The 25,640-nt window shown below is 53.0% G+C and carries 23 protein-coding genes and 1 pseudogene; 4 read left to right on the top strand and 20 right to left on the bottom strand.

Going from position 1 to position 25,640, the window contains the following annotated elements; translation table 11 throughout:
• Nucleotides 1-15: 15 nt before the first annotated feature.
• The 12 genes from BLP79_RS08200 to BLP79_RS08145 form a co-directional block, all read right to left on the bottom strand.
• Complete coding sequence (locus tag BLP79_RS08200; protein ID WP_090217997.1) at nt 16-537, bottom strand: type VI secretion system tube protein Hcp; 522 nt, start codon at nt 535-537, stop codon at nt 16-18.
• A gap of 39 nt (nt 538-576) precedes the next feature.
• Nucleotides 577-1,977 carry a type VI secretion system protein TssA gene (locus BLP79_RS08195; protein ID WP_090217995.1) on the bottom strand — a complete coding sequence of 467 codons (1,401 nt, stop codon included), beginning with the start codon at nt 1,975-1,977 and terminating at the stop codon, nt 577-579.
• Nucleotides 1,978-2,200: 223 nt separating this feature from the next.
• Entirely contained in the window at nt 2,201-3,217 is a 1,017-nt protein-coding gene (locus BLP79_RS08190; protein WP_090217993.1) for an ABC transporter substrate-binding protein, read from the bottom strand.
• A complete protein-coding gene (locus BLP79_RS08185; protein ID WP_232716407.1) occupies nt 3,204-5,279 on the bottom strand; it encodes an MFS transporter in 2,076 nt (691 codons plus the stop codon). The genes BLP79_RS08190 and BLP79_RS08185 overlap by 14 nt, the downstream gene beginning before the upstream one ends.
• Nucleotides 5,276-6,085, bottom strand: coding sequence for a hypothetical protein (locus BLP79_RS08180; protein WP_090217991.1), 810 nt, complete (start codon nt 6,083-6,085; stop codon nt 5,276-5,278). The genes BLP79_RS08185 and BLP79_RS08180 overlap by 4 nt, the downstream gene beginning before the upstream one ends.
• A gap of 197 nt (nt 6,086-6,282) precedes the next feature.
• Nucleotides 6,283-6,579 carry a PAAR domain-containing protein gene (locus BLP79_RS08175; protein ID WP_090217989.1) on the bottom strand — a complete coding sequence of 99 codons (297 nt, stop codon included), beginning with the start codon at nt 6,577-6,579 and terminating at the stop codon, nt 6,283-6,285.
• A complete protein-coding gene (locus tag BLP79_RS08170; protein ID WP_090217987.1) occupies nt 6,579-7,160 on the bottom strand; it encodes a DUF6931 family protein in 582 nt (193 codons plus the stop codon). The genes BLP79_RS08175 and BLP79_RS08170 overlap by 1 nt, the downstream gene beginning before the upstream one ends.
• Before the next feature lie 9 nt (nt 7,161-7,169).
• Nucleotides 7,170-9,116: a type VI secretion system Vgr family protein gene (locus tag BLP79_RS08165; RefSeq protein ID WP_157843971.1), complete on the bottom strand. Its 1,947-nt coding sequence runs from the start codon at nt 9,114-9,116 to the stop codon at nt 7,170-7,172.
• A 62-nt stretch (nt 9,117-9,178) separates the two neighbouring features.
• The gene (locus BLP79_RS08160; protein ID WP_332835863.1) at nt 9,179-9,778 is read right to left on the bottom strand and encodes a phosphotransferase; all 600 of its coding nucleotides are present in this window, start codon (nt 9,776-9,778) and stop codon (nt 9,179-9,181) included.
• Between the two features lie 42 nt (nt 9,779-9,820).
• Complete coding sequence (locus BLP79_RS08155) at nt 9,821-10,432, bottom strand: hypothetical protein (RefSeq protein WP_090217983.1); 612 nt, start codon at nt 10,430-10,432, stop codon at nt 9,821-9,823.
• 770 nt (nt 10,433-11,202) lie between these two features.
• Nucleotides 11,203-12,192 (bottom strand): carbon-nitrogen hydrolase family protein, encoded by a 990-nt coding sequence (locus tag BLP79_RS08150; protein WP_090217981.1) that lies wholly within the window; start codon nt 12,190-12,192, stop codon nt 11,203-11,205.
• A gap of 8 nt (nt 12,193-12,200) precedes the next feature.
• On the bottom strand, nt 12,201-12,623 hold the full coding sequence (locus BLP79_RS08145) for a VOC family protein (protein ID WP_090217979.1): 423 nt from the start codon (nt 12,621-12,623) through the stop codon (nt 12,201-12,203).
• Between the two features lie 88 nt (nt 12,624-12,711).
• Between BLP79_RS08145 and BLP79_RS08140 the strand changes: the two genes are divergently transcribed.
• A complete protein-coding gene (locus tag BLP79_RS08140) occupies nt 12,712-13,590 on the top strand; it encodes a LysR substrate-binding domain-containing protein (RefSeq protein WP_090217977.1) in 879 nt (292 codons plus the stop codon).
• A gap of 43 nt (nt 13,591-13,633) precedes the next feature.
• On the opposite strand, the gene BLP79_RS08135 is transcribed toward BLP79_RS08140, so the two are convergent.
• Nucleotides 13,634-14,509, bottom strand: a complete 876-nt coding sequence (locus BLP79_RS08135) for a LysR family transcriptional regulator (protein WP_090217976.1) — start codon at nt 14,507-14,509, stop codon at nt 13,634-13,636.
• Between the two features lie 99 nt (nt 14,510-14,608).
• Here BLP79_RS08135 and pdxA point away from each other — a divergent pair, with 99 nt between their 5' ends.
• Both pdxA and BLP79_RS19650 read left to right on the top strand, forming a co-directional pair.
• Nucleotides 14,609-15,613: a 4-hydroxythreonine-4-phosphate dehydrogenase PdxA gene (pdxA, locus tag BLP79_RS19655; protein WP_170830468.1), complete on the top strand. Its 1,005-nt coding sequence runs from the start codon at nt 14,609-14,611 to the stop codon at nt 15,611-15,613.
• Complete coding sequence (locus BLP79_RS19650; RefSeq protein ID WP_170830467.1) at nt 15,613-16,323, top strand: nitronate monooxygenase family protein; 711 nt, start codon at nt 15,613-15,615, stop codon at nt 16,321-16,323. Before pdxA ends, BLP79_RS19650 begins: the two co-directional genes overlap by 1 nt.
• Nucleotides 16,324-16,437: 114 nt before the next feature.
• On the opposite strand, the gene BLP79_RS20145 is transcribed toward BLP79_RS19650, so the two are convergent.
• The 3 genes and pseudogenes from BLP79_RS20145 to BLP79_RS08115 all read right to left on the bottom strand — a co-directional run bounded on the left by BLP79_RS20145 (nt 16,438) and on the right by BLP79_RS08115 (nt 18,140).
• Nucleotides 16,438-16,794, bottom strand: coding sequence for a type 2 periplasmic-binding domain-containing protein (locus BLP79_RS20145; protein WP_211477625.1), 357 nt, complete (start codon nt 16,792-16,794; stop codon nt 16,438-16,440).
• Nucleotides 16,795-16,802: 8 nt separating this feature from the next.
• Nucleotides 16,803-17,183: a transporter substrate-binding domain-containing protein gene (locus BLP79_RS20140; RefSeq protein WP_269799318.1), complete on the bottom strand. Its 381-nt coding sequence runs from the start codon at nt 17,181-17,183 to the stop codon at nt 16,803-16,805.
• 253 nt (nt 17,184-17,436) lie between these two features.
• Nucleotides 17,437-18,140: pseudogene (locus BLP79_RS08115) on the bottom strand (amino acid ABC transporter ATP-binding protein).
• A gap of 181 nt (nt 18,141-18,321) precedes the next feature.
• Between BLP79_RS08115 and BLP79_RS08110 the strand changes: the two are divergent.
• The gene (locus BLP79_RS08110) at nt 18,322-19,137 is read left to right on the top strand and encodes a MurR/RpiR family transcriptional regulator (protein WP_090217972.1); all 816 of its coding nucleotides are present in this window, start codon (nt 18,322-18,324) and stop codon (nt 19,135-19,137) included.
• A gap of 103 nt (nt 19,138-19,240) precedes the next feature.
• Here the strand turns inward: BLP79_RS08110 and BLP79_RS08105 are convergent, their stop codons facing one another.
• From BLP79_RS08105 to BLP79_RS08090, 4 genes are read right to left on the bottom strand one after another with little or no spacing between them, the layout of a single operon-like run.
• Nucleotides 19,241-20,335, bottom strand: a complete 1,095-nt coding sequence (locus BLP79_RS08105) for an alkene reductase (protein ID WP_090217971.1) — start codon at nt 20,333-20,335, stop codon at nt 19,241-19,243.
• A gap of 9 nt (nt 20,336-20,344) precedes the next feature.
• Nucleotides 20,345-21,316, bottom strand: coding sequence for a pseudouridine-5'-phosphate glycosidase (locus tag BLP79_RS08100; protein WP_090217969.1), 972 nt, complete (start codon nt 21,314-21,316; stop codon nt 20,345-20,347).
• Entirely contained in the window at nt 21,317-21,583 is a 267-nt protein-coding gene (locus BLP79_RS08095; RefSeq protein ID WP_090217968.1) for a tautomerase family protein, read from the bottom strand.
• A gap of 3 nt (nt 21,584-21,586) precedes the next feature.
• Nucleotides 21,587-25,561: an amino acid adenylation domain-containing protein gene (locus BLP79_RS08090; protein WP_198511986.1), complete on the bottom strand. Its 3,975-nt coding sequence runs from the start codon at nt 25,559-25,561 to the stop codon at nt 21,587-21,589.
• Nucleotides 25,562-25,640 lie beyond the last annotated feature (79 nt).

The raw sequence follows: 25,640 nt of genomic DNA, 5'->3' as shown, positions 1-25,640 counted from the left end.
TCCTCCTCGGAAGCGTTATTTTTTAGCGGCCTGGTTGCCAGAAACCAGTTCACCGGTACGCAGGTCGAACTTAACGACATCGCCTTTTTCAACCGCACCGGAAGTGGTCTCATAGTAATGAGTCACAGACAGGGTGGTGAACGCAAGGGTCATTTTGCATTTGCCCGGCTCGGTTTTGTAAGAAGACAGGCGCGCTTCTTCCATCGTTATCACACGGACAGGGATCATGCCCGCGCCATCGTTCTTGGTTTTGGTTTCAACCAGCTCAAAGGTTTTACCCTTGTCGCCCGGTGCGAAAAACAATGTCTCAAGGATCGCGGAGGCCGCATCTGGTTCGCGCGCCACTTCGATGTCACTCAGCGCGGGGATGCCGGTTTCCGCATCGCCAGAAGCACCAACCGCAATAGAGATGGAACGGGAGTAACCCATTTTATAATCGGAGATCGGGAAGAAGCCTTTCTTACCTGCGATTTCCTTCACGCTTGCCATACCGTTGAAGCTATCAATTCCATCAACACGCATAAATACGCCAGCCATGATATCACCTTTTGATTTGAGTGAACTTAAGGGATGTAATTACCATTGAAAATCCTCGACTTCACCGGAAACTTCGGCATTTTCTTCTTGAATTTCAATAGGTTCCAAAACAGGCGCAGGAGCGGCCTGAGCGGAAGGCACAGCGGCAGATGCCGCAGCACTCGGGACGGGCACGGCTGGAGCCGGCACCGAATTCAATGGGGTGGCCGCAGGCACAGGCAGCGCCGCAGCATAATTGTCGAGCGTTGGATGCTCCACCCCGCCAGACGCACCTGCACCTGCGGTACCGTATCGGTCAGCGAACCCCTGGCTTTCAAGGCCGGTCATCAACGCCATCTGCGCCATGCCAACGCTTCCCTCAGACAGAATTTCACGGTAGAGTTCTGCCGCACTCAGGTTGCCCCAGCGCACCGCGCGATCCAGCAGCAGACAGATCGGCGAATGAGGCTCAGTTGTCCGGAAATAGGTTGCAAGCTGGGCAATCGCTTTCAGCGCATCCTTCCGGTTGGCCACATTGCCAGTTGGATTAAATCGGCCGCCAGAAGCTGTCGCAGCAGGGGCACGCACTTCGCCTGTGTTGGATTGCTCCTCTGGTTGTACGCTCTCTTCAGCCGCGCCTTCTTCGGCAATCGCCTCTTCGCCTGGCCAAGGAAAACCAAGACCTTCGACCAAACGCTGAATTGCGCTCAGCATATCCGTGATCTGCCGAAGACCATAGCCGATAGAGGGCGGCGTTTGACCATGGGCCGTCGCGTAGGTTTTGACGCGTTTATCAATCCCAGTGATTAAGTCGTGCATGGATTGCAGAGCTTCAATCTTGGAGGTCAGCGCCTGGCCTTCGCCACCGATATGGGCCATAACCTCCGCTTTCAGCTCCTCCAGATTGCCGTCTTTATCCGCCAGCAGGAACTTGCCAAAGGTAACTTCGCCAATGAGGGGCAGGTTCGTGAGCGGCGCATTGAGCAAACCGCTGCCCTCGACCTCACCAAAAAGCTGAACAAAAGATCGCAGACGCAGCTCCGCAATTTCAGCCGCCTTAACCTCATCCGTGTCACCACGCAGCTTTTCAACGGGCGGGTTTGGCTGCAGATTTTCAAAGCCTGTTTCCAAAAGATCCGCCATTGCCGCCAAAGCATCACGGGTCTTCTCAAACGGTTTGTGGCCATGAAGCTTCGAAGCGACATACCAAGACAGGATTTCCAGATCCTTGGATGTCTCGCACAAACAGCTTGCACACTGCTCGGCCAGCGCCTCCCACGCCACCGCATTCGCCGACTGGTTTTCGGAATCCGCGAGCGCATCCGGAGTTTCAGAATATTTACGCCACGCCGCCTGCGCACCATTAAAGGCATTTCGCAATCCACGGTAGATTTGACGTTCACCTTTGAGGAAAACACCATAAGGAGAATCACCCGGTATCGGTGCTAAAATATCAGCCATGACACTCCTCACGATTTTGTGTTCGCATAAACCATCCTATGTACCCATCACAAGTGTTCAAGAGGGATGTTTCCAAACTTTTGCATTTATTTTTATAACCTTGGTCAAGAAATTCTTAACAAACGCATACTGCACACACAAAGAAATTCAATTAAATGACCTCCCGACACTTAAGGGAAACACAAAAACTCCACATCGAGATATCCAAAAAACCGAACATAGCTTAGCGAACAACTTCCGCGACAGATAAAAGCGACAACGGTGGATAAATATTCAGACGCTGCGCCTGCCTCATATTTACGATTACAGAATATCGGCTGAGTGAGGTCACTGGCAGTTCGCCCGGCGCCTCCCCCCCAAGCACGATCTTCTCGGCTTGGACGCCCGCGAGACGGCCAACGTTGGCATAACTGGTGCCCACGGCCATCAAGGCGCCACCTTCTCGGACCATTTTCGTATAGGCACTGAACACCGGCAAACCAAGCTCTGTTGCAGCCGCCACAAACGCGTCCTGATGCTCCAAATTATAGGAGCTGGACCCAACATAGATTGCCTCTGCTCCATGCGCCTTAAGCCGCGCCATCGCCAGCGGGATCTGATCTACATCGACACTGCCGTCCTCTTCAGGTTGGTAGAGCTCTTCGATCAACTCAAACTGCAGATCATCAGCGATCAAACGCAGTTTGCCGGTATTGAGGCTGGAATTCAGCTCATCGGGGTGATTGAGAATCCCCAGCTTGTGGGGATGCTTAAATTCAAACAGTAACCGCAGCTGAACATCCTCGGGCACCCGGTTGCGCACCCCAGAAATCATGGGGCGACCAGTTTCTTCGTAGCTTTGCACAATGTCGGATCCTACTGGGTCTGCAACGATCATAAAAATGGCAGGGATATCCCCCAGCGCCGAGGCTGTTCCATAATCGGAGCGCGTTCCCAGAAGTCCGCGCGACACGCTTGTACCCCAAGTCACCACCAGATCAGGTCGCTCTGCTTTCAACTGCTCTTGGATCTCAGGCAGCAGATCCCGATTGCGGCCGACATCTGTAACCTTCACGTCAACTGGCAGCTCGCGATCCTCGAAATAACGGACAAATGCTTTGCAGGCCTCTTCGCAACCGCGCCAAACGACCATGTGGATATTTGCCACATTCGCCCCGTCGGCCAAAGAAAGTCCAGAGGATACTCCCGCGATGGGCGCGCTCAGCGCCAATACAAACAGGAAATGCTTAAGAAGACGCATGCGCAGCAGAGCTCCCGCGGTTAAAGGACAAGATCGCCATGACAATGCCCAGTACGGCCACTGAAATTCCGAGGATTGCCGCCACTTCTCCATGGTCCAGATAGACCAGCAGCGCCGCCACAATCACTGGACCAATAACCGATCCGATCCGCTCGCTCGTGCGCAGCAGGCTAAGTGCACCAGTGCGTGTGATATCAGCACTTTTTTCGGCAGCCTCCATCGCAGCCACGATAAGCGGTGCCTTCAAGAAACCATGTACAACGCCCAAGGCCGCAACCACGGCCAGAACCATTGCCGCGCTTGTGCTTTGATAAAGACCGAGCAGTACAACACCGGAGGCGATCGTGGCAAAAATCACCATCCAGAGGTTCTTGCCCAACCGATCTGCAAAACCAGAGGCCAGCGGGCTGGTCGGGATAATAATCAGTGAATAAAGCATCATCACACGACCGATTTCAGATTGGGTCGCATCCAGACTCGCAAGATAGATCGGCACAAAGAGATAAAGGAAACCAGTTAGGATCACCTTGGCTGGGATCGCGCAAAACAACACGATGAGCACAAATTGGCTATTGCGCATCAGCGTAGAAATCAGGCTACCGCCTGCTGCAGACTTTTTCTTTTCCGGCTTGGGTAAATCTGTACCAAGCATTTGCCAGCCTAGAAGACCGGCAATCAGGGCAAAAACCGTCGCGACCATAAAGACCATTTTATAGCCCAGCCAATCGGCCAGAATGGCACCAATAGCTGTACCACACATTGTAGCCGCCATCAGGACACCAACAAAGATCGCCATGCCTCGTGCCCGATTTTCTGCGGTGACGACAGCTGCAATATAGGATTGGCAGCTGATCGTAATCACCGCATAGCCCACAGCGGTAATCGACCGACCCAACAGAATATCATTGGCGCTTTGGGCGAGGAAACAGATCAGATAACCAGAAACAGCAGGCAGCAAACCAAAGAGGAACAGTGTCTTATTGCCGAAACGGTCCACCAGTTTCCCGGCAAAAGGCGTAAAAACCGCAATCACAAACATGAAGGCCGAGATTGGCAGACCCATCATGATGTCACGCGCAAAGAGGTCGCTCTCGCTGTGGAACTCAGCTACGAACAGTGGCAAAAAGGATTTCTGCAGTTCTTCGGCGAAACAGAACACAAACAGCGGAATACGCGCATCGATGATCGACGCCTTCTGCGCTGGATCGGTCTTGAGCACGCTGGTCTTTTCACCAAAGACGGTAAGACGGGAGGTTAAAACAGCATCTCGCGCATTGTTGATTGCCTGCGATAACTTGGTGCTCAAGTGCGCATTTTGCTCGTTCATGGTTTCGATAAACCGTGCAAGTCGCCCTTTACCGCGGCCGATTTGATACTGGCGCAAATCTCCACCCGCACGGCCATTCACCGCCCGCTCCACCATATGGAAAGGCCTTGTCAGCTGCGATGTTGACAGCACCACGATGACCTCAAGCGCGACAAGAGACACCGCGATCAGGATCACCAACGTGTCAAAGAAGACCGAAGTCATCTTCCCGTCAAGATATCCCTCATCGATCGTTGCCTCAACCTTACCTAAGACCTGGCCGTCATATACGATATCAACATAGACCATTTCAAATGCAGAGCCGGTTTTAAACACCACACCAGCCACATCGCGCAGAGATTGAACCAACCCAACGCCCAGAGGCTCTTTTGTCACAAAAGTCGCCTGCTCTGCCGACATATCTGTGAGGGCTGCTGCAGCATCAGAGGGCACAACCCGCAGCGCGCTGACCTCAGGGTGCTCTGTGACCAAAGCGGCCATATGTTCATCAAGGCCGCGGATTTCTTCAAATGGAATGCCAACTTCCATGGCATAGGCAACATCATACTGAACGGCGTCCGCAACCGCGCGTGCCTTGTCCAGAAGATAAGGGCGAAGACCCGTGTTAAATGCAACAACCGTAAGCATCAAGCTGAGGCTAGCAGCCACAACCATGGCCAATGTCGTACTAAGGAAGAGGCGGCGTGAAAAGCCAGAAATCAGGGACATTTCACCCGGCTTATCTGTCACGCTCATGCCGGCGTCTCCAAAGTCTCGCGCTTCTTCGAGTCTGCTTCGGCCAAAAGTTCATCCAATTCAATTACTGCTGCGGCATATTCCGCGTTGCCTGCATCAATCGCGCTCTGGACACCGGTGGTGTCAACTGCCACAGCTGCCCTCGCTTTCACACCCAGAAGGCGCGCAGGGTCCAGCGCATGGAAGGCCGAATTCAGGCCAGAGAACTGAAACAGGATAAAAGGTACCAGCACAGCGGTAACGCAACCAAAGATAATCAGTGCGAAAAGATGCATCTTCGCAAATGCGCCCTGTGCCTGTGCCAGGTACTTTTCGGTGGGTGTCGCCAATATAACGGCGCCCATCACCACACCGCTGGAGTCAAACAAAAGACGCCCCGTGTAAAGCCGTTCACCTGCATCAAACACGGTAACCTTATCACGCGTTCCCATAATACGGCGCAGCATGTCCTCGACTTCATCCTGCGGTAAAGTCGCATCACCAGACTGGAAAACGGGCGTGCCAATTGGGGACACAATGGAGATTTTTGCGATGCTGCCATCACGGCTGAGCTCCCGGTCCAAAAGATCGGCGAGCCCTTCCATTTCGTCCATCGCAAGACCCAACCCCTCAGCCCGGACAATAGCGGTTTCAATCGTGGACGCTGAAATCTGCAAGCGCGAAGACGTCGCCTCCGCAGCAAGCGAGCGCAGCTTCAATTGATTTAACGAATTCTGCAGCACCAGCATGGCCGCCACCACAGCAAGCACGGACAAAATGATCTTCAGATAAACCTCGCGGAACACGAGCCAGCTTACGGACATCATAGTGGCATATTACCCTTCATCGGTATTCTCTGTTCTCGCCCTGCCGGATGCTCGGACGGATAAATTAATGTTTGGTTACCGCTCGATTTCGTTTGCGGCAAAAACAGGAGCATCACTCACAAAACTGTGGACAAATGACCTAAAAAGCTACGTTGAGTGGCCGCAACTCGGTCACGGCCCATTCAGAAGGTTAATCTTTAACCTCCAACCAAAACCGTGACGCAGCCCATAACGATTGCGCCACCATGGGCACAGGTATCGCCCATGCGCGCCAAAGGTTTTTTAGAGGCCATAACCGTCGCGCTGCCTTTAACAACCGTATCAGGTGGGCCAGCACACACGGCGATGCTCCCCAAACCTGCAGCGGGCAGTTTGCCGATCAATACCGTTGGCGCAGATGGCGTAGAAATCGGCCCGCCCACATGGGGCACAACGCCTGTGACCATTGGACATACATGTGTATCGGTAATTCGAGCTGCGGGAGGTCCGGCCATCACAGTTTTCCTTCTTCTACAGATAGCGGCCAGCCGCCTTTGGCGACTTCCAAACCCCGGCGATAGGCACTTTCCAGCACCGCCTGATAGCTTTCCTCGGTCTCCCCCGCGAGAAGCGCAATCGCCCCCAGCAGGGCAGACGCATGAAGTCCCGCAGGCGGCAGAACAACAGGACCATCCACCGGCCCCATACTGCCAGACCCGTTCCAAGCCACCGCATTGCAAAGCCAGCTCAGCGGATCGGAACTGTCGCGCTGCTCGCCCTCATGCATCAACTTGATCCGAGTTCCCTCTTGGGGATCACGTACCCATTTTTCAGCCATGGCTAACGTGCTAAGATCATGATGAGTAATATTTTTTTGCAAGTCATGATGTACGGCAATCGCCCAGCACACGCCTTCGCGCGGGGGCATGCCATGAGCGAAAAAATTCACCATGTCAGGCATTTGACCGTTTTGAAACAACGCGGCAATAGCGGCTTCCGGGGACCCCTCTGGCGTCACAACAGCCGCGCCCTCCTCTGTAAGGGTAAAACGTTTGAGGACTTCAACATTGGTATCAAAAGGAAGTTTACGTAGCATCGCTTAACCCTAGTTAATCATTGTCATGGCACCCTTGAGGGTGAGCATGCCACTTCCGGAGATCTCGGCCATTGGGCCTTCAACCTTCACCATAACGCTACCTTTTGCGTTTATGTTCAAACCTTTAAGATCCAGCGCGGTTTTCGCTTCCAGTTTGCTGGTCAGACCGGACAAGGCAAGCGAGGCATTACTTTTGACCTCCACTTTACTCTTACCCGTAACAGACACCTGCGGTGCGTCGATCTTGATCCCGCTGGAGGTCAGCTCAATCTTGGAGGACCCCACCTTCAGCGTGATCTTGCTCGACCCTGACAAGGTAATTTCCTTGGCGCTAACGTCTTCGGCATTGGTGATCTTGGAACTTCGGCTCTTGGCCGAATTTGTCTGTGCATCCGCAACCTTGATGTCCCAGGTCTTGCCAATGTCCAGCTTACAATCCTCACCGATTGTAGTCGTGTCCAGTTTCTTCACATCGCGGGTGACATTTTCCGTCACGATCAGCTCGAAATCCTTAGCCGCCCGTAGGCCGATCAGCTCTGCGCCTTCCTTATCGTCAAACTCCAGCTCATTGGGATCACCCTCAAGCTTAGAGCGCAGCCCGGTTTTGGTGGTATTCTTCTCCGCAAAAGGCGGCTTGTTCTTCTCGGTGTAAAGCTGCCCGGTGATAACCGGCGCATCCGGGTCACCATGGAGGAATGACACCAGAACCTCATGCCCGACCCGCGGCGTGAACTGCGCGCCATAGCCACTGCCCGCATAAGGTTCCGCAACCCGAAGATAACCGCTCGGATTGCTGGATTTGTCCCAGAAAAACCGAACCTGTACCCGTCCCATCGCATCGCAGGCGACATCCCCGGCCTTGGCGCTGCTGCTACCAACAACAATTGCATTGTGCACCCCAGCGATCAACGGCTTGGGCAGGCGCTCAGGGGCTGGGATATGGCTGCTTGGAACGGCCTCAAACCGGCAGGACAGCGCATTGCCGCGCACCATCACATAAGTCAGCCCCACCAGCATATAGCGCCCGGCAATATCAGACGACCCGGTACTGGCCACATCAATTTCCTGGCCAATATACATTGCCGGATGTTCGCACTGCCCGGTCAATGCCAGCTCTGGCCGCTGTTCGGCGCTGGCCAGAACCTTCAGCTCTGCTGCCTTAAGATCGCCAATGGTGACATGCCGGTACTCCATGACATTCGGCGTCTCGGTGGTCTTGGCCTCGCTCGCAATGCTGGGCCCCGCCGTGGCCATATCAGCCTTTTCAGGATCATAATGCGTCAGCTCCACCTTATCGGCGCGCAAGTTACGCCGCAGGTTCAGGCGTTCTGCCGCAACGCGGGATACATCTGAAAGCTCGGTATCGGTCAGCTTCAGCGGCTCGGTTCCTTTAGGAAAGGGCTTTTGCACATCATGGACAACCAGTGTTTCTGCGGATTTGCCATCATGCACGTAAAAGGCCAGACCTTCCTCGGCAAGAATACGGCGCACGAACGAAAGGTCGTTTTCATTGAACTGAATAACTGTATCGCGCTTGGCTTTCCCCTTGGAACCACTCACCGTCACGCGGGACAGACCGTTACGGGCCAGGACTTCCTTCAGGATATCAACCGCATCCTTCTTCTGGTAGATCGCGCTGTGCACGCTCAACCCCAAAACCGCAAGACGCGGCTGGATCAACAAACTCAGCACCGGCGAACCTGAACGATCCACAGCGCGCTCAGCCGACATGATCAGCCCCGCAAAATCCCGCGGCGTTGCATCGGAATAGACATCCTCGACAAACTCAAGCGTGACGGGTTTCCCGACCAGTACATCCAGTGCCGTATCCTGATCATAGACCGTGACGCGATACTCCGGGATCTCAGACAGGACCTCGCGCAGGGTGAAATCGGCAACGTCTAACTCCTGCTTCTTGTCCACGACAAGCTTGATCAAAATCGCTGCTTCGCTCATGTCATGCCCTTCATTCAGCCGCCTATGCGGCATGGCTCCCAAAAACCGGCCTACTCAATACGTTAAACGGGCCCAGTTATTTTTTCCGGCGCTTTTTCTGACGCCCTATACTCATCTTTTTCGTTTGCCCTGCGCCGCATCTGATCGATCGGATAAACATCGAGATCTGTATCAACCACCCCATGCCCCCAAATCAGTCGGGGGTGTGACAAGCCTGGCGTCACCGCACGATGAGGCACCTGATCAATCACCATCCCCAGATGCAAAGCGTGCTCCCAGTCAATCAGGGAAACGGCGCTTTCAGACACGATAATATTGTCCGGCCTAAGATCCCCATGGACAAAACCATAGGCGTGAACACGAACCAAAGCCTCCTCGACCTGATCCAAAACGCGCGTCCAGTATTCGCGCCGCAATTCAGACAGGGGCTGACCCGCAACATAGGCACGCTGCAAAACAGCCCGATCCGGTGAGAACGAAATCAGCTCTGGAACATGAAGTCCGGCCAGCTTCTCAAGCATTCTAGCTTCATGGGCCAGAGCCTGCTGCGCCACCGCCCCGTCCGCTCGCTTTTCAAGGATCTCTCGCCCCTGAAACATCACAATCGAACATCGCCATGCCTGTTGCAAAACCGCTCCACTTTCTTGTTCAAGCCTCGCTATCCAGAGCGCCCGATAGACGCCCTAAATCAGCGCAACGTTTTATTATTCCAAACCCACCACAAAAACAGGTCGCGGCGACGGCATCGGATGGCCAAGACCATATGCGGTCAAAAAATCAGGGTGAGTGTGATAGAAACCCATGAAGTTTTCGAACAGGTTGAACGTGTTGAATTCGCTCATGCCGTAGTTCGGGTCAAAATAGTTCACGCCATCTCCAAGGTGGAAGGACACAACGTGATTGGGCAGAAGAATCTGGAAATAGCCCGGCGCGCGCCCCCAGGCCCATTGGGTCATATTCGCGACTTCGCCAGGCGCACAGCTGAACTCACGTATCGTTTTAATTCTGAGGTGAAAGTTTCTCGACAAGTGGTTGTACATTGCCGTGACCCCATTGAGATCATCCGGATTGCCCATTGTCTCAAAATGCTGCTGAGCGTGATTGGCATACTCAAACAGCGAATGCATGCCAGTTTCTCCGCCACCTTTGAATTTGATGCCCTGTTTCGCCATGCCGGCATGACACAGGCAAAGACCTTGGCAGATGCCCTTGTTGTCCAATTTGTCCAGCCGCTTGAGCAGGTTTTTTTGTTTAAAAGAATACCCATCAACGCCAAAGGCACCAGAAGCTGTTTTGTAAACATTTTTCAAGGACATAGAATTACCTTTTCAGTATCCATGCAGCCACGCTGCAACCCAAGTTTATTCCCATTCGCCAAACCAAAAACCCGGCATGACACCCGCTCCGATACAAACCCATGAGGGCAAGAATGGGGCAGAAACAACTAAACGCGTATCATTCGGCATTCCGTCGATATCACGTTCACTTCACCGAATTGTTACTACATAAAAGTTTCGATGCGCGAAATACGCCTTTGTTGCAAATTGTTATTTTTACAATAGTTTGGGGCCTCATGCGGCAGATCGGCCCCACTTGTGTGGCCCAATTTGATTGGTAGTGCATGACTGGCCTTGGATCCATCTGGATGATGGTATCTGACGCAAGCAAGCGGTAGCCCAGAACACTGCGGCGTCATTTCCTGTTGTCGTGTTTCCACATTGTTCTACCAGGATGTACGCTCTTCCCAAATTGTAAAAGACTTCACCGTTTAAGAACTCATCACGAAAACGCGCTTTGAAACCCTTATAATATCCATTTGGCGACTTGGCGAGCTTGAGTATAATGAAGATTAGTTCTGAAAATTGATATGAAACAAAGGAATAAAGATCTATTGCCTGATATAAGGCAACAGGCGATGCCCCCCGATGCGACAGCGCTCGAAGGTCTTCCTGTCAGCCACCCCACTTACAACAGATGGGATTTATTGCGCTCGATTTCGGCTGCAGAGCCAATTATGTATGATCTTATAAGATAGCGGCGGCAGATAGTGCGGACTAAGGCGCTGGTGTCTACCGCCCAGCAACGCTTAATCTTGGAATTCTATCTGTCTTTGGCGTTTCCTTGAAACTTCTAGCCGAAGCACATCGGGGCGCGCATAATGCCCAGCCTGATCCAGGTTTTGACGTTCGCCGCGAACAAACCCCGCATCGATCTCAGCAACGATCAGAGCCTCTTGATTGAGCACTGGATTGATCAAAAAGCTTCCATCTGGTGCTACAATTGTGGATCCGCCATTGGAGATAATTTCAGCCCCATCAGCCAAAATCATATCCAGATCGGGTGTATCCGAAGGGAAGTCTTCCGCCCGCATCAATCCTGAACAGGCGATGACGTAACTGCGCGATTCCTTCGCAATAAATACCGGCAGATCTGAAGTATTATGCAAACCGCCCGGCCAGACTGAAACATGTAAGCTTTCGCCTTGGGCATAAAGCGCTGAGCGCGCCAAAGGTAACCAATTTTCATAACAATTCAGACCACCGACGCGGAACGGGCCTAAATCATGGACGACCAAACCATGACCGTCGCCCTGCGCCCATGCGAGCCGCTCTTCATAGGTTGGGTGCAGTTTCCGGTGAACAGACGCAATCCGTCCCTGTGCGTTGATATATACCAGCGAACAATAAAGGCTATGGCCGCCGCGATCCGGGGCGCGTTCCATTATGCCAAGATAGACGCCGATCGAATGTCGCTTTGCGGCTGACACAACACCGTTGAGATCGCCGCGTTCGATATTCACACCCTGATCAAGATATCGGGCGTAATGAGTCTTTTGTCTTTGATCATTGAACCGTGCCCCATCTGTACGTTCGATCCAGAAGGGATATCCGGGCACAATTGCTTCGCCAAATGTGACCAGATCGCAGTTTTGCGCTCCAGCTACGGCTATGGTCTTTTCCACCTTGGCCAGAGTTGCCCTGCGATCCAACCAAACGGGGGCAATCTGTGCGACAGCAACGGTTAGTCGATCTTCATCACGTATGCCGTTTCTTTTGGGAGTTTGTAGAATTTTCATTGAGTATCTCACATCGCAAAAAGTGAGGCTTGCTCTGCGAAGCCTTTGAACTCTAGGGCGTTACCTGATGGGTCCCGAACAAACATAGTGACCTGTTCTCCGGGCTCACCTCGCATGCGTTTCTTGGGTCTGAGAATCCAATCCGTATCAGGATTACGGGCCAGCCTATCGGCCAATTTGTCGAAAGTTTCGATGTCTAAAACGACACCGAAATGTGGGATTGGAACACAATCACCAGCGACCTCCCCCAACATTTGATGTGGTTGTGGTGCATCGGTTTGAAGGTGCGCAGACATTTGGTGCCCAAATAGATCAAAATCAAACCAGTGGCCCGCGATTTCTCGCCCCGGCTTGCAACCAAGCACTTCAAAATAAAACACTTTTGCAGCGTCTAAATTCCTTACAGGGAATGCCAGATGGAACGGGCGCATGGTACGATCCTCCGTTTGAGTTAAAACTGGCGTGGGTTATACATGCATAAATTGGGAACAGAATAGAACTTATACATGAGCTAAACGCATGCAAAATGACGGACGTAACATCTTAATCTTCGGCGCTTTGCCTATTTTAGAGGCAGCAGCGCGCCATAACTCTTTCACCAAAGCCGCTTTAGAGTTTGGTATCTCTCAAAGCGCCCTGTCTCGGCGCATTCAGCGATTGGAGCTTGAGACAGGCATCGCGCTTTTTGCGCGCCGGGGACGGACCATTTCGCTCACTGAAGATGGGGCGCGTTTGGCCGAAGCTGCGCGCTTGGCTCTTGATCTTGTCGAGGCCGCGCGCGATAGCGCTACTGTTTCTACAGAAGGCACTTTAACGCTTGGGGTGTTACCCTCGTTGGGATCACGCTGGCTGGCACCGCTGCTGGCTGGTTTTCGTCGAGCCTACCCCGGGGTTTACGTGCGTGTTGAGACCATTGATGCAGACTTTAGGAGTGATCACAAAGATCCAGTTACATGGGACCCTTCCGTCTTGGATATTGTCATCACACGTGGTCATGGCGGCTGGCGTACCCTTGATGCGTACAAACTCTTTGATGAACATATGATTGCTGTGCGTGCAGCTGGTGAACATCTGGAGACACGTATTGGCCATTCGACGCGCAGTGGCGCTTGGCAGGCGTATCTGGACAAAGCGAAGATATCGATTGCGATGGATCGCCCGGGTTTGGTCTTTGAACACTACTACATGGTGTTAGAAGCCGTGCGCTCTGGTGCTGGGATCGGGCTGGTCCCATTGGCAACAGTAAAACAGGACCTACAAGATGGCACCCTTGTGGCCTTTGGCCCTCAGATTGCCACAGGGGCGAGCTATTACGCGGTTACGGCACCACGCAATACCACACGCGCGGCTCCAGCTGCGTTCATCGAGTGGCTAAAAGATATACCTACAGATCAATAGTCTACAAAGTCGCGCAACCCTGAACGCGCTGAAGCTATCGCATTCAGGGTTGCGACGCAGACACTTCATCACGTATCCATTTCGCCAATTTCTGAGCGGCTGTGTTCTGCAGATCACTTTTTTTCTGTATCAAGCCATAATGTGAGCCATCCGCGATGAACCCAAACGGCGCAACAAGCCTATTTCGATCGATATCGTCCATCACGACAAATTGAGGGGCCAATGCAACGCCCAGACCACTCGCCGCAGCTTCAGCCATCAGAAAGTGATGGTCAAACAGTCTGAGCTCCTTTGGGGGCGGGGCGTCAGGATTCAATCTGATCCACTCATCCCATGCATTGGGGCGGGTTTTTGACCCCAAGCCAATAAAATGCCCCGCGCGAAACTCCGCGACCATTTCCGCCTGCATGACAGGGCCCATCCTTTCGTCTGCAAGATAGGTCACATCCAAATCCGGGGCGACAGCAAAGTCCATACGGCGCAACGCCAGTGTTGTGCCTTCGGTTGCAAAATCAAAAGCACCACCCCCCACTGATAAATGGACCCGCACCTCGGGATGTTCGTCTTGAAACTGACTGAGCCTTGGGATCAACCAGCGCATAGCAATGGAGCGTTCACAAGATATCACAACCGCGCCGTCATCCTCCCCTGCTTGCAGACTTGCAAGTGTATCGGAAATGATTGCGAAAGCCCGCACCGTGCTTGTGCCAAGTTCCTTCCCGGCAGGCGTTACTGCGATCCCACGGCCGTCCGCCTCAATTAAGCGAAGACCAAGATCGCGTTGGAGTTTGGCGACACGCCGACTGACAGCGCCATGTGTCAATGCAAGTTCATCTGCAGCGCCGCGTATCGATCCATGCCGCGCCACGGATGCAAAAGCGCGCAAATCATCAAGCGAGGGTATATCTGATCTCTTCATTGGTGACTATTTATCACCATAATTCGTTACAGAATATCGCTTTTTTACACATTTCCGACATCTATGATCACCTTCAGACCGTCATTTGAAGGTATCTCAATGATCTATTCCTCCAAACCTTTGGCCATCACGATGGGCGATCCGTCAGGCATCGGCCCAGAGATTGTCGCCAAGAGTCTCAGCCGACAACCCGACGACCTGCACACTGTTGTGTTTGGCGACGCCGCTGTCATGAAACGTGCCGTTAAAATCGCCAATGTTGATATGTCTGTGCGGTCAGTGCAATCCATCGGAGACGCAAGATTTGCGCCCAATACAATTGAAGTTCTTCAATGCTGTGCATTGGACACTCTGCCTCAATTTGGGGATGTGAGTTCCGCAAGCGGCAAAGCTGCCTACGATGCGATTGTCAAAGCTGTCGCCTGTGCCATGCAAAATGAAGTGAGCGGCATTGTGACGGCCCCTATCCACAAATCTGCACTGTCAGCCGCAGGGATTAAATACCCCGGTCACACAGAAATTCTTGCGGCGTTGAGCGGCGCAGAACGTGTGGCGATGCTGCTCGGCAATGATGTCATTCGCACCGTTTTGGTCACCATTCACGTCTCTCTGTTTGATGCGATTCAGAAGGCAACTTTTGAGGCACAGATGGCGGCCATTCGACTGGCCCACCAAGGCGCAATTGCACTTGGCTTTGAAACCCCGCGTGTTGCCGTCGCAGGGTTAAACCCCCATGCCGGCGAAAGTGGCCTCTTTGGCCGTGAAGAGATTGAAATCATCGCACCTGCGATTAAGGCCGTGTGCAACGAGGGGATCAACGCTTCGGGGCCCTGGCCCGGTGACACTGTATTTATGCGCGCTCGTCAGGGGGAATTTGATATTGTGGTGGCTCAGTATCACGATCAAGGCCTTATCCCAGTCAAATATCTGGGGCTCGAAAACGGCGTGAATATCACGCTTGGACTCCCGTTTGTGCGCACAAGCCCGGATCACGGGACAGCATTCGACATTGCCGGACAAGGCATCGCAGTCTCTACCAGCCTGGAGACAGCCATCACTTACGCCAACCAGCTGATTGCATCAAAACTGAAGGAGGCCTTGTGATGGGACTGCGATTTATTTTTATGCTGACCCGCGATGATAAAACCGTTGACGATGCCGAACAGCGTCTAGAAACGGCGCTTGCTGAGGGCATTCGTCATATAGGCTTCAAAGATGTCGGGCTGCCGATAAGCCGGTTGCAGACGCTGAACCAGAGGATCAAGGACAGCGGCGCCACCAGCTATCTTGAAGTTGTGTCATTGGACAAGGAAAGCGAGGTTCGATCCGCGAAGGTCGCGATTGAGATTGGTGTTGATATCTTGATGGGAGGCACCAATGCGTCTGCAGTGTTGCCACTTTTAGAAGAGACTGGCATTCAATATTATCCATTCCCCGGCAATATTACAGGCCACCCCAGCGTATTAGAGGGTTCGATTGCCGAAATCGTTGCAAGTGCAAAGAAACTTGCCGCTTTGGAGGGTGTGCATGGTCTGGATCTTTTGGCCTATCGTTCAACTGGTGACGTAAAATCACTCATGACTTCGGTTTGTGAGGCCGTTGACAAACCTGTCATCATAGCGGGATCCATCCACAACAAAGGCCGTATCGCTGAGGTACAGGCCGCGGGTTCCTCAGCTTTCACAATCGGCACTGCGGCGCTTGACGGGAATTATCCGGCCACCGGAAAGGATATTCGATCCCAGCTTCGCGCCATCACGCGGGATGTTTCTGAAATCAACGATCATACCCGACGGCTTCAAGGTGAACTTTGACCCACGACAGATTAACCTCAGGCCACCAGCGCCAAAAGCGGTTTGGGGACCTGCATGTTTGCGCAACACAAACGGCCAGTGTCTCTGGCCGCTTGTTCAGTTATCGCGATGCGCTTAAAGGCTTGGCAGATAGGGAAGTTCTTGCCCTAACCATTTGATCGACAGGTCATTCAGAACGCCACCTAGTTTTTTATGCAGAACGAAGACGTTCACCCACTGCAGCATGTTCGCTTCGCCAGATTTCACACCAATAAAAGCCGGAGACTGTCGAACGACAAACTTGGTTTCCAGCGCCTTGTCCGGGTTGCCGGCAGCCAGCTTGGCGGCAACCGTGTTCCCGGTGACCAGCACATCCACCTGACCAGCCAGATAGGCTGACAGTGTTGCTGCATTGTCGCCAAAGTGGATCAGCTCAGCACCTTCTGGCAAGGCTTTGGACAGTTCAGGATCTTCGATGGTTCCACCGGTCACACCTGCCTTCAATCACACGAGGTCTTCAGGCGAAAAAATTTTAATCCCGGGCGCAGCGAATGCGCCGGAAAAGAACGGCCATAAGCGAATGAGAACCAGACTGATTTCGCGCGTTCTGGGTTGGCTCCCATGGAGGAGACGACCAGATCAACAGTACCTGAGGTCAGAAATGGAATACGCTGTTTTGAGGTGATTGGCTTCAGCTCCAGCGTGACACCCAGATCCTCGGCGATCAGCTTGGCAATATCGACATCATAGCCTTCATATGTAAAGCTGGCGCCAACTAAACCAAAGGGTGGGGAATTTTCCGGCACGCCAATTACAATCGTTCCTTTGTCCAGAATTTCTGTCAACTGGTCCGCCATCGATGCAACCGAGGCAAGTCCCATCACGCTGACCGCGCCTGCAAAGAGCGGTAATTCAATTTGCTAAACAGTGTTATCCTTTCTGTTGGACGACAAAAATTGCGATCAGCGGGACTTTCCCAGAGCTTGTTTTCGCTCCATGGATTTGGCCCACTGAGAAAGCGGGAAGCAAAGCACGAAATAAATCAACGCAACGATTGGGAAGACAATAAAGGGCTCTGCCTCAGGCACCTGGCTGTTGGCGATTTTTTTGCCCCAGCGCATCAGGTCAGTAAAATCAATGATATTGGGGCCCATCAAAGAACGCATCGGGTGTATTTTCCTCAACGATCTTCTCGGCGTCCATAAAAATACCCGGTCTGCAACTTCACGGGCAAATCCCATCTCATGGGTCACACACAGCATCGTCATTCCGGTCCGGGCCAGTTGGATCATAGTGTCAAGCACTTTGCCCACCATTTCCGGATCGAGCGCCAAGGTTGGTACATCAAAAGCATCAAGCAGCGTGCGATGGCCACGCGCTGCTGCTGGCCGCCAGACAATTGACCCGGATATTTATCAGCCTGTTCGGGAATGCACACACGGGTAAGGAACTTCAGTCCAATCTCACGCGCCTCTTCCTTGCTGCGTTTCAACACCCTCCGTTGAGGCAAACACGGTCAAATGGGGGAATAGGTTAAAACTCTGAAACACCATGCCTGCATCGCGACGCAGTTTGCCAGCATTCTTCATAGTTTGAGACACCTCAACCCTATCCACGTTGATAGAGCCGGTCTGGTGCGTTTCCAGATAATTGATACAGCGGATCAAGGTGGATTTTCCCGACCCTGAAGGGCCACAAATCACGATGCGCTCACCACGTTTCACCGTAGGATTGATATCCTTCAATACGTGAAAATTGTCATACCACTTGTTGACGCCGCTCAGCGTTACCGCGGTGTCTACACGTTTAGTCCCGGTTTCGGAGGTCGTCATGTTCATGCGAAACACCTTTTCTTGGTGATCGCTTTGGTGGGTAGACGAGGAAAAAAGGTTTTGGAAATATTTTCTCAAAGTAAAAATTTATTGGAAAATTAAGCATTTTGGAAATTTGCGTACGACCTTGCTTGACAGGCAGCGCACAGGATGTTGCGGCTGACGCATGACCAGTTTGAGACAATAGATGATTGCCGCCTATGACGGGCTCACGCGACGAGAGCGACAGATCGCTGACCTGCTATTGGATAATCCGGTGCTAACGCTGCTAAGTTCGGCGTCTGATCTTGCCCAGATGGCAAATGTTTCCAATTCAACGATGACGCGTTTTGTCAAAAGCCTTGACTTTGAAACCTATGATGCCACGCGTCGTGAGACCCGCGATCAATCCGGTCAGGGGTCTCCCTTGAACCTGATCGGGCAAAGGAAACCCCACCAACCTACTGATGTTAATGCAAACTTTTCGCGGAAAGAGGCAGAGATCGTCGAAAATCCTTTTAGCAATCTGGACCGGAATACCATCGAAAACGCTGCCGAGCGTTTGGTGGCTGCACGACAAATCGGGTTCCTTGGCATGCGCAATAGCCATTTTTTTTCGTCATATGCACATTGGCAATTTGTGCAATTTCGTCCCGGCACGCGCCTGATCTCTGGGGCCGGAGAAACCAGTGCCGAACATCTTGCCGGGTTTAACAAAGACGATGAGGTTGTCATCGTTGGCATTCGCCGCATTGTCAGCAAGCTTCGCGCATGTATCGACATTCTTGCTGACAGCGGTGTCGATATTCTTTTAATCGCGGATTCCAGTTCACTTAGCCTGGCCCATCGTGCACGATGGACGACTGTTTGCCCGATCGGAAATGAACATGTTTTTGATAGTTGTTCCAGCGTTTTGGGCGTCTTGCGTCTGCTTGCCTTTATAGCGTTGCAAAAGACAGGAGACGAAGGCCTTGCGTACATGGCCTCGATTGAAAACCATCATGATAGGCTGAACGAACTCTGAACCTGACATTTAATAGCATGACCACACGGGCAGTGCATCATATCATACCAGCAGAAACAACAGCGCCGGTCCGTGTCTCCTCTTCACGGCGCTGAGCTTTCATTTATTCTGCGACCACAAGCTGATCCAAAGTGGGATAATCCGTATAACCCCGACTGTCGCCGCCATAAAAGGTTGCTTCATCCGGCAGATTGAGTTCTGCGTTGCTTTTGAGGCGTGCAATCAAATCTGGGTTGGCGAGGAACAAAAGCCCAAGTGCCACACCTTCAGCGAGGCCGCTGGACAGAAGAGGGGGCACCACTTCGGGACCTGCGGGCCAGGATTGGGCATCTGCATGCGGGTTGACGATCAAAGCCCCTGTCCACAAATCGCGGATCTGTTGTGTCATATCGCGGTTGTTGGCCTCCATGACATGAAGATAAGCCAAATCTGCTGGCAGACTTGGGACCAAAGCGCCATAGATATCAGGTGTATCTCCCTCTGATATGTCATTATAAGGGTTCGCCGGAGATAGTCGGACCCCGATCCGATCAGCGCCGATTTCAGCAACGCAAGCTTTGATCAGCTGCTGTGCCAAGCGAATACGGTTTTCCAAGCTTCCACCAAACTGATCGCTTCTTTGGTTGGTGTTTTGTGACATAAACTGATGGATCAAAAACCCATTGCCGGCGTGGATTTCGATACCGTCAAAACCGGCGTCCATCGCCAGACGCGCGGCTTTAACATGATCTGCTATCGCCTGTTCAATGTCGGCCAGTGTCATTTCTTTGGGGCACGGATACGGCAGCATTCCTTCGGGCGTATAGGTGGTGCCGGCTGCGGCGATGGCCGAAGGCGCCATAGACTCATGCGCTGACGGGTAAAGAGCAGGATGGCCGATGCGTCCCGCATGCATAATCTGTGCGAAAATTTTGCCACCTTTAGCGTGTACCGCTTCGGTAACCGGACGCCAGCTTGCGGCTTGTTCATCGGTAAAAAGACCAGGGGCATTTGCGAAGCCCTGCCCCACCTGACAGGGGTGCATGCCTTCACTGATGATCAAGCCGGCGGTCGCGCGTTGGCCATAATACTTGGCCATAAGCGGAGTCGCATGGCCTTGAACCGTTGCGCGGTTACGCGACATCGGGGCCATGACCAGCCGATTGGCGACATTAATGTTCCCATATGAAGTGGGCTGGAAAAGAAGATCTCTACTCATCTATCTGTCCTAACGTGTTGTGGTGTGAAAAATCGAAGGGCTCTTGGGGGTATCAGCGGCAAGGGCCACGGCAATCTCTGCAGCGGCGCTTGCGGTGCTGATCAACACTGCCGCGTTTGCACGCGCTGTTTGACCACCTGTTGCCTCTTCTAGCTGGCGCATAAGAAATTTGGTCAGACCTGGCCCGACGATGTTTGCGCTCTCAGCGCGCTTCAATGCTGTTGCTAACGCATCTTCGGCGACTTGTGTCGGGATCGCATCCTCGGGACGTGGTGGCACGGTGACCACCACGCCTCCCGGCGCGCCGGATGCAGCGTGCAAATTGATCGCACGGGCAATGCTGTGCGGGTCATCCATGCGTTGGGGACACTTCAAACCGCTCGTTTCACAGAAAAACGCCGGAAAATCATCAGATTTATAAGCGACGAGCGGCACGCAGTGGGTTTCAAGAAACTCTAACGTGAGCGGAAGATCCAAAATCATCTTGGCCCCAGCGCAGACCGTTGTGACCCGGCTGCGAGTGAATTGGATTAAATCAGCCGAAACATCCATGTTGTCCTGGGCACCCCGGTGCACGCCACCAATACCAGCGGACGAAAAGATCGGGATACCGGCCCATTGGGCACAGATCAGAGAGGAGGCAACCGTTGTTGCGCCTGGACTGCGATTGGCAAGCACAAAAGGCAAATCCCGACTGGAGACTTTGGGAATGCCGTCTGAGGTTGCATAGCGTTCAAGGCGCTGAGGGTCTGATCCATATACAATCGCGCCGTCTTCGATGAAGATTGTGGCAGGGACTGCGCCGTTCGCGCGCACGGCAGCTTCGATGTCCTGAGCCGCAGCAATGTTATGCGGATACCGCAGCCCGTGGGTGATGACATTTGATTCCAATGCAACGACTGGCTGGCCTTCGGCCAGCGCATCCGCGACTTCGGTCTGGAACTTAAATGTCAGACCATGATCAGTATCAAAATGTTTCATCTATATGTCTTTCGTCTGATGGGCTGTATCGGGCTTAGGCAAAGGGTAGTCGGGTTGACGGAGCAGGCTGGCAGCGCGGGTCACGATGCGAGGGAGAGCGATTTGGGTGTTCCAGACGTCGGGCGCGACCGGTTCCAACCCGATGGATACAGCTGAGGCTGGGACCTTAAGGCAGGTGCAAATCACCTGTGTTAAATCCTTGTCCAGCTGCGCAAGCTGTGTTTCAGTGAGCTCTTTGTCGAAATAGGCAATGTCAATGTGGGGCATGTGTCAGTCCTGAATTTCCAAAGATGCAGATGGTGATTTGCGCAATGCGGATCGCTGAATCAAACCTGCCAGATCGCGCACATATGGAGTTTGGAGAACCTGATAGTGATCCTGCGGCATAGTCAGTGTCTTGACCGGCTGAGACGCAAAACCTGAGGTGTTTTCCAAAAAGGAATAATCATCGCCTTTGGCCTTGATCACCGTGACTGGCGCGTGAAGGCGTCTCCCCAGAAGCTCGGTAAATGTGTATTCAAATTGATACGTAGTCTGGACGATATCGACGATGCGAGCGGCCATATCGCGAGGTATCTCAGGTTCTTCGCAGGCAAGGTGATCAAGGAAGCTTTGGTGATTGCCTTCCACACACTCAACCAGCAGACGGCGGGTGCGTTTGACATCAATCTGACCTGCAAAAACCGAAAGCAGGATTGCCAGATAGCTGGGATCTTGCAGCGATGCCCGTCGCGGGCGGGCTGTGTTTGGCAAGGTGCCTTTGCTATCCTCCACTGTCGCCAGCTCTGGTGGCAGTGAAGGGTTGCCGGGGCAGATCAGCACCAGTTGATCCAACTCTCTGCCCTGCTGTTCCAGCTGCCATGCCGCTTCAAAGGCCACCCGTGCGCCAAAGGAATACCCCCATAGGGTGATCGGACCGTCGGGGTACTGCACAGTAAGCTCCGCAAGGTCTTCACGGGCCATTTCCGCAATGGTTGATGCGGGGATCTCGCCTTCGTTTAAGCCACGGGCCTGCACACCAAAAGCAGGGCGGTCCAATTCTTGTGCGAGGGCGCGCAACTTCATAGGATAGCCGCCCAGACCGGGCCAAATGAAGATCGGCTGCCCAGTTCCTTGTTGGTTCAGTTTCACCAGACGGCTTTGAGGCGCTTGCTGTCTGTTTGCACAGTTGCGTTCGATTTCCTTTGCGAGCTCACGCAAAACGCTGTGTTCAAAAATAGACTGGGTTGGCAGTTTGCATCCAAAGAGATTTGCAATGCGGTGTAGCAGAGAAATCGCGCCAAGACTGTTGCCACCCAGCAAGAAGAAATCATCATCTTGCGAGATCTCCTCCACGTTCAGCAGCTCAGACCAGAGCGCTGACAACCGGATCTGCGTCTCCCCTTGAGGGGCCAAATAAGGACGCGGCGCAAGCGCTTCGCGCAATTGTGGTGCAGTTTTGACCGCCTTGTGGTCAACCTTGCCATTGGCCGTAATGGGGATTTTATCAAAGATCACCACGTTATTTGGGATCATGTAATCTGGAAGGCTGCGCTTCAACTGTTTGCGGATCATCTCCGCAGGTCCTTCCATGTGCACAGCGTCTTCGTGCATGCCTTGGCTGCTGACCTGAGCGGGATTGACCTGTCCACCCATGAAGAAATACATCGGCCCCGCCTCGATCTCGCAATCGCTCAGAATGCGGTCCAGACGTCTTGCTGCGGGCAAGGGGTGACCGGAATGGGAACTGTAGCCTGAAGACATGAACCCCAAACCCAAGGTGTTGGCCTGGGCGTGGTGCATGGCAAAACCAAGCGCGATATAGTTCAGCGCTTCATCTGTTTCCCGACCAACCAAGGCAATGCCAACTGACGAGCGAGCATAAACCGCCTGATTGATGGCGATGACATCATTTTCCTTGATGATATCAGTAGAAATACGCTTCAGCTGTCCCTGCTCAAGGTGATGCATGCCGTTTTGCAAGCCCGTGATGCCGTAAGGCTGCTGCTGTACAAAAATATCCAGGTTCGGCTGCCAGCGCCGCGCCGCTGGAACAATATCAAAGGCGGCAAGGTTGTGATCTTCGTTTGGCAGGCCTAGACGTGCAATCAAATCTTCACAGCCTTGTGCCGGGGAAACCCCCTGCCCAAACGCGGCAAGATGCTTTGACAGCACGCCAAGCATATGCCCCGTTTCAATCTCCATCACCTCTACTACATTAGTTTTGTAGACGCTTTCAAAAGGCGTGTGGCGTCCGGCGAAGTGCAGGCGGATCCCTCCATCCAATACAGTGCTGTGGGGCGCGCTTTGGGCCACAAAACGCAAGCAATGCTGGGCCGGATCGTAATAATGGAACCCATCCTGCAGCCCTGAAGTGCCCCGCGTTTCGAGGTAAAGCTGCGTGGCATAAAGCGCGCCCGGCGAGGCATAAGCATATTTGGGCAACAGGCGTTCGTCGCTGTGAAATTGCCCCATCCAGCGCAATACCCCCCCCAGACGGTCAAGAGTAAGCGCAGCAAACGTGCCCACAGGACCACCGGCCATTTGCCTTTGCCAGCCCTCAAGAAATTCAGTGATCTGACCAAGATCCAGAGGTTCGCCATCAAAGAACCTATAGGTTTTACGCGCAAATACCTCCTCGCGCATTTCAGCTGTTTCCAGGCGGCCTTGCAGGGCCACCATTGGCTCATTTGGGTTCTTAGGGCGCAGACCCACGTTGGCCAGCTGGGCTTTGACCTGATGTTTGTTCTGTTTGGATCGGTGATGGCTGTCCGCAACGCCCTGATCCATAACCGCAGCCTGACGGGCATTCAGTTCGATACAGGCCGTCAAGCGATCTTCACCACTGCGTTCATCCTGAGTGATCACAACAGAAGCCGTATTGACCCATGGATTGGTTGCAATAGCCGAGGAGATTTCTTCCAACTCCACCCGATACCCGCGCAGCTTGACCTGATGATCCAAGCGCCCCAAGAACCGTAAGGTTCCATCAGAAAGCCAGCAGCATTTATCACCGGTTCGATACATACGCCCGCCCAACTCTTCTGGGCGCTCAATGAAGCGATCTGCGGTCTGTTCTGGTGCATTGCGATAACCGCGCGCAACCTGCGGGCCGGAGATATATAACTCACCCTCTTCGCCAACGGCTGCCGATCCCAAATCGGCATTCAGCACGTCACAGCGCAGGCCGCTGACGGGTCGGCCAATACAAATTATGGCCTCGTCATGCACGAGATCATGTGGGGTGACCTCATAGGCTGTGGCATTGATTGTGGTTTCTGTTGGCCCATAAAGATTGACAAGTTTGAGCCAGGGCATATTAGCCAGAATAGATCCTGCCAGTTTTCTAGACAGCGCTTCGCCGCCAGAGAAAACAGCACGTAGCCCCTTTTGGTCCCGAAAATCATCCCGTTGGATCAGCGCGCTTAACAGTGTGGGAACCGCTTGCAGATGCGTAACACCCGCGTCAGAAATGCGTTCGATAAGCGCGTCAATATCTCGGTACAGGCCGACAGATCCTGCAACGGTGCAGGCCCCTACTGCTGGCGCAAGTATTTCCCATTGCGCCGCGTCGAAGCTGATCGGTGTTTTCTGCAGAATTCGTGTATCCGGCGTGAGGTACTCTTGTTCAGCAAGCCAACGCATCTGATGCACAACCGCTGACTGTTGAACCTCAACGCCCTTTGGGCATCCTGTTGAACCAGAGGTGTAGATGACATAGGCCAGAGTGTCGTTTTTCGGGAGCGGATGTATTTCTTCTGGCGTGCGCGTCTCGTCCTTGATTCCAACCAGCAAATCTTCAAGCCGCAAGATTTCGATATCTAAAGGAGCAAGGTCACGTAATCGATCCACCAGATCCGATTGGACCACCACCTGTTTAAGTCCACTGTGTTCAATGATGTAACTTAGACGATCATCCGGATATTCGGGCGCAAGCGGGACATAACCGTGACCCGACCAGAGACACCCCCATAGCGCCAGACTCATATTGACCGATGGCTCCACAAACAAGCCAACAACATCGACGACAGAAGCATTCTGTGCAGCGTTAAGCGCAGTGGCAATGGAGGCAGCACCTATAGCCAAGTCGGCAAAACTGATGTCATCAGTATCAGCACCGGGCCCCACCACCGCAACATCATGGGGGCGCGCTTGCGAGATCTGATACATCATCGCCGCTAAGGTACCGGGTCTTTCGACAGTGGAGCTGTTATTTTCGGAAAAACGATTAGATACGGAAAAACAAGGAGTTGTGTTAAGTGTCATTGAAAACATCGCATAATATGTGAAAGATCTATATTCGAGGTCCGCACACCGATCCGAAGATCGACGTGCGATCAGGCGA

The sequence above is a fragment of the Epibacterium ulvae genome, assembly GCF_900102795.1.
In the GTDB taxonomy this organism is placed as follows: domain Bacteria; phylum Pseudomonadota; class Alphaproteobacteria; order Rhodobacterales; family Rhodobacteraceae; genus Epibacterium; species Epibacterium ulvae.
Note: the sequence above shows the minus strand (reverse complement) of the source record. Positions and strands in the feature narration are given on the sequence as shown.

Coding starts and splice junctions, on each gene's coding strand:
- BLP79_RS08185 (WP_232716407.1), bottom strand. CDS start 5,279: ATGAGCGTGACAGATAAGCCGGGTGAAATGTCCCTGATTTCTGGCTTT.
- BLP79_RS08090 (WP_198511986.1), bottom strand. CDS start 25,561: ATGACACTTAACACAACTCCTTGTTTTTCCGTATCTAATCGTTTTTCC.
- BLP79_RS08140 (WP_090217977.1), top strand. CDS start 12,712: ATGCAAAATGACGGACGTAACATCTTAATCTTCGGCGCTTTGCCTATT.
- BLP79_RS08180 (WP_090217991.1), bottom strand. CDS start 6,085: ATGATGTCCGTAAGCTGGCTCGTGTTCCGCGAGGTTTATCTGAAGATC.
- BLP79_RS08195 (WP_090217995.1), bottom strand. CDS start 1,977: ATGGCTGATATTTTAGCACCGATACCGGGTGATTCTCCTTATGGTGTT.
- BLP79_RS19650 (WP_170830467.1), top strand. CDS start 15,613: ATGGGACTGCGATTTATTTTTATGCTGACCCGCGATGATAAAACCGTT.
- BLP79_RS08155 (WP_090217983.1), bottom strand. CDS start 10,432: ATGTCCTTGAAAAATGTTTACAAAACAGCTTCTGGTGCCTTTGGCGTT.
- BLP79_RS08100 (WP_090217969.1), bottom strand. CDS start 21,316: ATGAAACATTTTGATACTGATCATGGTCTGACATTTAAGTTCCAGACC.
- BLP79_RS08105 (WP_090217971.1), bottom strand. CDS start 20,335: ATGAGTAGAGATCTTCTTTTCCAGCCCACTTCATATGGGAACATTAAT.
- BLP79_RS08190 (WP_090217993.1), bottom strand. CDS start 3,217: ATGCGTCTTCTTAAGCATTTCCTGTTTGTATTGGCGCTGAGCGCGCCC.
- BLP79_RS08175 (WP_090217989.1), bottom strand. CDS start 6,579: ATGGCCGGACCTCCCGCAGCTCGAATTACCGATACACATGTATGTCCA.
- BLP79_RS08145 (WP_090217979.1), bottom strand. CDS start 12,623: ATGCGCCCGTTCCATCTGGCATTCCCTGTAAGGAATTTAGACGCTGCA.
- BLP79_RS08200 (WP_090217997.1), bottom strand. CDS start 537: ATGGCTGGCGTATTTATGCGTGTTGATGGAATTGATAGCTTCAACGGT.
- BLP79_RS08150 (WP_090217981.1), bottom strand. CDS start 12,192: ATGAAAATTCTACAAACTCCCAAAAGAAACGGCATACGTGATGAAGAT.
- pdxA (WP_170830468.1), top strand. CDS start 14,609: ATGATCTATTCCTCCAAACCTTTGGCCATCACGATGGGCGATCCGTCA.
- BLP79_RS08165 (WP_157843971.1), bottom strand. CDS start 9,116: ATGAGCGAAGCAGCGATTTTGATCAAGCTTGTCGTGGACAAGAAGCAG.
- BLP79_RS08135 (WP_090217976.1), bottom strand. CDS start 14,509: ATGAAGAGATCAGATATACCCTCGCTTGATGATTTGCGCGCTTTTGCA.
- BLP79_RS08110 (WP_090217972.1), top strand. CDS start 18,322: ATGATTGCCGCCTATGACGGGCTCACGCGACGAGAGCGACAGATCGCT.
- BLP79_RS20140 (WP_269799318.1), bottom strand. CDS start 17,183: ATGGGACTTGCCTCGGTTGCATCGATGGCGGACCAGTTGACAGAAATT.
- BLP79_RS08170 (WP_090217987.1), bottom strand. CDS start 7,160: ATGCTACGTAAACTTCCTTTTGATACCAATGTTGAAGTCCTCAAACGT.
- BLP79_RS08095 (WP_090217968.1), bottom strand. CDS start 21,583: ATGCCCCACATTGACATTGCCTATTTCGACAAAGAGCTCACTGAAACA.